The organism is Ideonella sp. B508-1 (assembly GCF_000333615.1).
GTDB lineage: Bacteria > Pseudomonadota > Gammaproteobacteria > Burkholderiales > Burkholderiaceae_C > Ideonella.
Map to the genome: position 1 here is coordinate 1 of NZ_BADL01000061.1, position 4,001 is coordinate 4,001.

Consider the following 4,001-nt stretch of genomic DNA (forward strand, 5'->3'; position numbering starts at 1 on the left):
ATGCACATCTGGATGGAGCCTTCGCCGGTGATGCAGAACACATCCGACTGCGGCTTGGCCAGCTTGATGCCCATCGCATAGGGCAGGCCCACGCCCATGGTGCCCAGGCCGCCGGAGTTGATCCAGCGACGCGGCTCGTCGAAGCGGTAGTACTGGGCCGCCCACATTTGGTGCTGCCCCACGTCCGAGGTGATGTAGGTGTCGGTGCCGCGGGTCATCTCCCACAGGGCCTCGACGACCTGCTGCGGCTTGATGACGTCCGGACTCGTGCGGTAGGCCAGGCACTCGCGGCGGCGCCACTCGTTGATCTGGCTCCACCACTGGGAGATCACCGCGGTGTCGGGCTTCTGCTGGGCTTCCTTGATCTGGGAGATCAGCTCCTGCAGCACGTCCTTCACGTCACCGACGATGGGAATGTCCACCTTGACCCGCTTGGAGATCGACGAAGGGTCGATGTCGATGTGGATGATCTTGCGCTCCACCGAGGCGAAGTGCTTGGGATTGCCGATCACCCGGTCATCGAAGCGCGCGCCCACGGCCAGCAGAACGTCGCAGTTCTGCATCGTCATGTTGGCTTCGTAGGTGCCGTGCATGCCGGGCATGCCCAGGAACTTCGGATCCGAGGCCGGCGTGGCGCCCAGGCCCATCAGCGTGTTGGTGACCGGGAAGCCCAGCATGTCGCAGAGCTGGCGCAGCTCGGCCGAAGCCTCGCCCAGGATCACGCCGCCGCCCGAATAGATGTAGGGACGCTTGGCGTTCAGCAGCAGTTGCACCGCCTTGCGGATCTGCCCTCCATGCCCCTTCTTGACGGGGTTGTAGGAGCGCATCTCCACATGGTCGGGATAGTGGAAGGTCGTCGTCTTGAGCGACACATCCTTGGGAATGTCCACCACCACCGGCCCCGGACGGCCGGTGCGTGCGATGTGGAAGGCCTTCTTCAGCGTCACCGCCAGGTCGCGCACATCCTTGACCAGGAAATTGTGCTTGACCACCGGACGGGTGATGCCCACGGTGTCGCATTCCTGGAAGGCGTCCAGGCCGATGGCGGCCGTGGGCACCTGACCGGTGATGATCACCAGGGGGATGGAATCCATGTAGGCGGTGGCAATGCCGGTCACGGCATTGGTGACGCCTGGGCCGGAGGTGACCAGGGCCACGCCGACGTCACCCGTGGCACGGGCATAGCCATCGGCGGCATGGACAGCGGCCTGCTCATGACGGACCAGCACGTGCTGGATGCTGTCCTGCTGGTACAGCGCGTCGTAGATGTACAGGACGGAGCCACCCGGGTAACCCCAGATGTGCTTGACACCCTCGGCCTGCAGGCAGCGCACGAGGATCTGGGAGCCGTTGAGCTCCTTGGGGGAGGAAGAAGACGTGGAGGAAGCGTTCGGAGAGGTGGCGCGCCCTTCAGAAGGGGCGGCACGCTTGACGTCCGCGGCAGACATGTTCATTTTCGAACCTCTGTGAATTTCTCTGACGAAAAACCTTCGGTGCCCCTCCCCGCGCCCTTGTGAGGCGGGATCGGAACCTGCGCGATCAACAACTGCCGACACCCGCTGTCGGGGCGGCCTGAGGACCCATTCGCCATAGTGCGAACACGCATTATGGCATCAAGCGCGAGCAATTCTGCGGCGCAGCACGCGGCCGATGACATAATCCGCGGTTCCCAGTCCGGTCTACCCGCCTTACAGGCCGGAGAGGTCCCCATCTTGGCCACCGACAAAGAACTCTCCGACTTCCTGGTCAGCGTCGAGAAACGCGCCTTCAAACGCACGGTCTACACCGTGCGGGACGAAGACGCCGCGCTGGACATCGTCCAGGACACGATGATCCGCCTGGCGGAGAAATACGCGGGCCGTCCCGGCGCCGAGTTTCCGATGCTGTTCCAGCGCATCCTGTCAACGCGACGATGGACTGGTTCCGGCGACGCAAGGTGCGTCAGGCTGTCGAGCAGAACCTCTCGGATTCGAGGGCGCGGGAAGGCTCCGATGGCGCGGACTTCGACCTGCTGGAAATGCTGGAAACCGTCGAAGGCAGCCTGGGCGCCGAGAGTGCCGCCGACACGGTCGGACGGGAACAGATTCTGCTAGTGATCGAGCAGGAGGTGGCCCAGCTGCCCGCCCGTCAACGCGAAGCCTTTCTCCTGCGTTACTGGGAAGAACTCGATGTGGCCGAGACGGCCAGTGTGATGGGATGCTCGGAAGGCAGTGTGAAAACCCACTGTTCCCGGGCAGTGCATGCACTGGCCAAATCGCTGAAAGCCAAAGGTATTGCGCCGTGAACACCCACTCCATTTCTTCGCTGCGGCTTCCCCAGGATGCCGCCAACCTGGAAACCCGGTTTGGCCTGCGCGTCGGTGCGGCCTTGTCCGAACGCAGCGCCACGCCGGGCCACGACGTGTCCGAGCGACTGCGCGTGGCCCGCGAACAGGCCCTGGCACGGGCGCGTGAAGCCCGCGCCGCCCTGCCCGTCCGCGAGGCCCAGGAGGCTTCGTCCGTGGTCGTGCAGAGTTCGGGAACCCTGGCGATGGGCGGATCCCCCTGGTCCGAAGGCTCGCGCTGGTGGGCCCCTCTGGCCTCGCTGGCACCGCTGTTGCTGCTGGTGCTGGGCCTGATCCTCATCGACAGGTGGCATGACCGGCTGCAGACGGCCACCGTGGCCGAGGTCGATTCGGCCCTGCTGTCGGACGATCTCCCCCCGGACGCCTACACCGACCCCGGCTTCAGCGAATTCCTGAAGTCCCCGGAGCAGCATTGACTCCCTGCCGATGACGCCTGCCCCATTCTCCGCACGCTTGCGTGCCCACGCGCTCGGCTGGACCCTGTGTCTGGTGGCGAGCGTCTGCGCCTGGGCACAACCCGCCCCGGCCGCCTCGGGCACGCGCTGGCAGGAGCTTTCGCCCTCGCAGCAGCATGCGCTGGCACCGCTGGCCCATGATTGGGACCAGCTTCCTGAAGAACGACAGCGCAAGTGGCAGGACGTGGCCCGCCGCTTCGATCACATGACCCCCGCCCAGCGCCAGCGCGTGCAGCAACGGATGGCGGAATGGGCCCGGATGAGCCCCCAGGAACGTGACCGTGCCCGCCTGAACTATCAGAAGGCGCAGGAGCTTTCGGCCAGCGAACGGCAGTCCCGTTGGGAGGCCTACCAGGCGCTCAGCCCGGAGCAGCGCAAGGCCCTGGCGGCCAAAGCCAAGCCGGCCTCTGCCACGGGCGAGGCCAACGCCTTGCGCAAGCTGCGGCGGGCGCCGGTTGACGCACAGGCCCCGAAGTCCAACATCGTCAGCCCCACCAAGGGGCCGGGCACGGCCCCGCGCCCGGTGTCGCCCGTCCTGGTCCAGGGCCGCCCCGGCGCCAGCACCTCTCTGGTGAACGAACGGATGAAGCCGCCCGCCCACCAGCCGGCGGGACAGCCCAAGATCACGGCGTCCCCGACCCAGGTGGATCGGCACACCCTGCTGCCCCGCGCACCGGCCCCCACCTCGCCCGGCAATGCCCCGGCCAAGGCTGGTGCAGGCAGCCAACCCTGATGATGCCGACGAATCCAGGCGCAGCCTCTGCCCAGTCCCCTGCGGCCGTCCCGCCTGACACCCTGAGCACGCCATCCCTCCAGCGACGCTTGGCCGCCTTCGTTTATGAGGGTGTTCTGCTGTTCGGCGTGCTGTTCGTGTCCGGCTGGCTCTATTCCACGCTCACGCAGCTCAAGGACCCTGCTCAGCAGGGCACGCTGGGTCTGCAGCTCTTCCTCCTGCTGGTGCTGGGCGTGTACTTCGTCTGGTTCTGGAGCCGGGGAGGCCAGACGGTGGCCATGAAGGCATGGCACATCCGGCTGGTGGACCGGCAGGGACGCCCTGTCACCCAGACCCGCGCACTGGCCCGTTTCGCGCTGGCCTGGCTCTGGTTCCTGCCCGCCCTGCTGACCGCCAAGCTGGCCGGCCTGCATGGCGGGGCCCTGTTCGGCCTGCTGTTCGTCGGCGTGCGGCCTATGCCGCGCGGCGC

4 protein-coding genes and 1 pseudogene are annotated in these 4,001 nt (G+C 66.6%); 4 read left to right on the forward strand and 1 reads right to left on the reverse strand.

What is annotated here, in order from left to right; all coding sequences use genetic code 11:
- Positions 1-1,454 (reverse strand): biosynthetic-type acetolactate synthase large subunit (ilvB, locus tag I73_RS02830; protein ID WP_022979234.1); only part of this gene is annotated, 1,454 nt, incomplete at its 3' end.
- A gap of 258 nt (positions 1,455-1,712) precedes the next feature.
- Between ilvB and I73_RS25605 the strand changes: the two are divergent.
- From I73_RS25605 to I73_RS25610, 4 genes and pseudogenes are all read left to right on the forward strand, one after another.
- Positions 1,713-2,284, forward strand: a pseudogene (locus I73_RS25605) (RNA polymerase sigma factor).
- The gene (locus I73_RS02840) at positions 2,281-2,760 is read left to right on the forward strand and encodes a DUF3619 family protein (protein WP_022979235.1); all 480 of its coding nucleotides are present in this window, start codon (positions 2,281-2,283) and stop codon (positions 2,758-2,760) included. Before I73_RS25605 ends, I73_RS02840 begins: the two are co-directional and overlap by 4 nt.
- 10 nt (positions 2,761-2,770) lie before the next feature.
- Positions 2,771-3,532 carry a DUF3106 domain-containing protein gene (locus I73_RS02845; protein WP_083876516.1) on the forward strand — a complete coding sequence of 254 codons (762 nt, stop codon included), beginning with the start codon at positions 2,771-2,773 and terminating at the stop codon, positions 3,530-3,532.
- Positions 3,533-3,621: 89 nt separating this feature from the next.
- Positions 3,622-4,001, forward strand: a 380-nt coding sequence (locus tag I73_RS25610) for an RDD family protein (RefSeq protein ID WP_022979237.1), incomplete at its 3' end; no start/stop codon positions are given.

What these genes read in the sequence shown, in the direction of transcription:
- I73_RS02845 (WP_083876516.1), top strand. Translation starts at nt 2,771, where the DNA reads ATGACGCCTGCCCCATTCTCCGCACGCTTGCGTGCCCACGCGCTCGGC.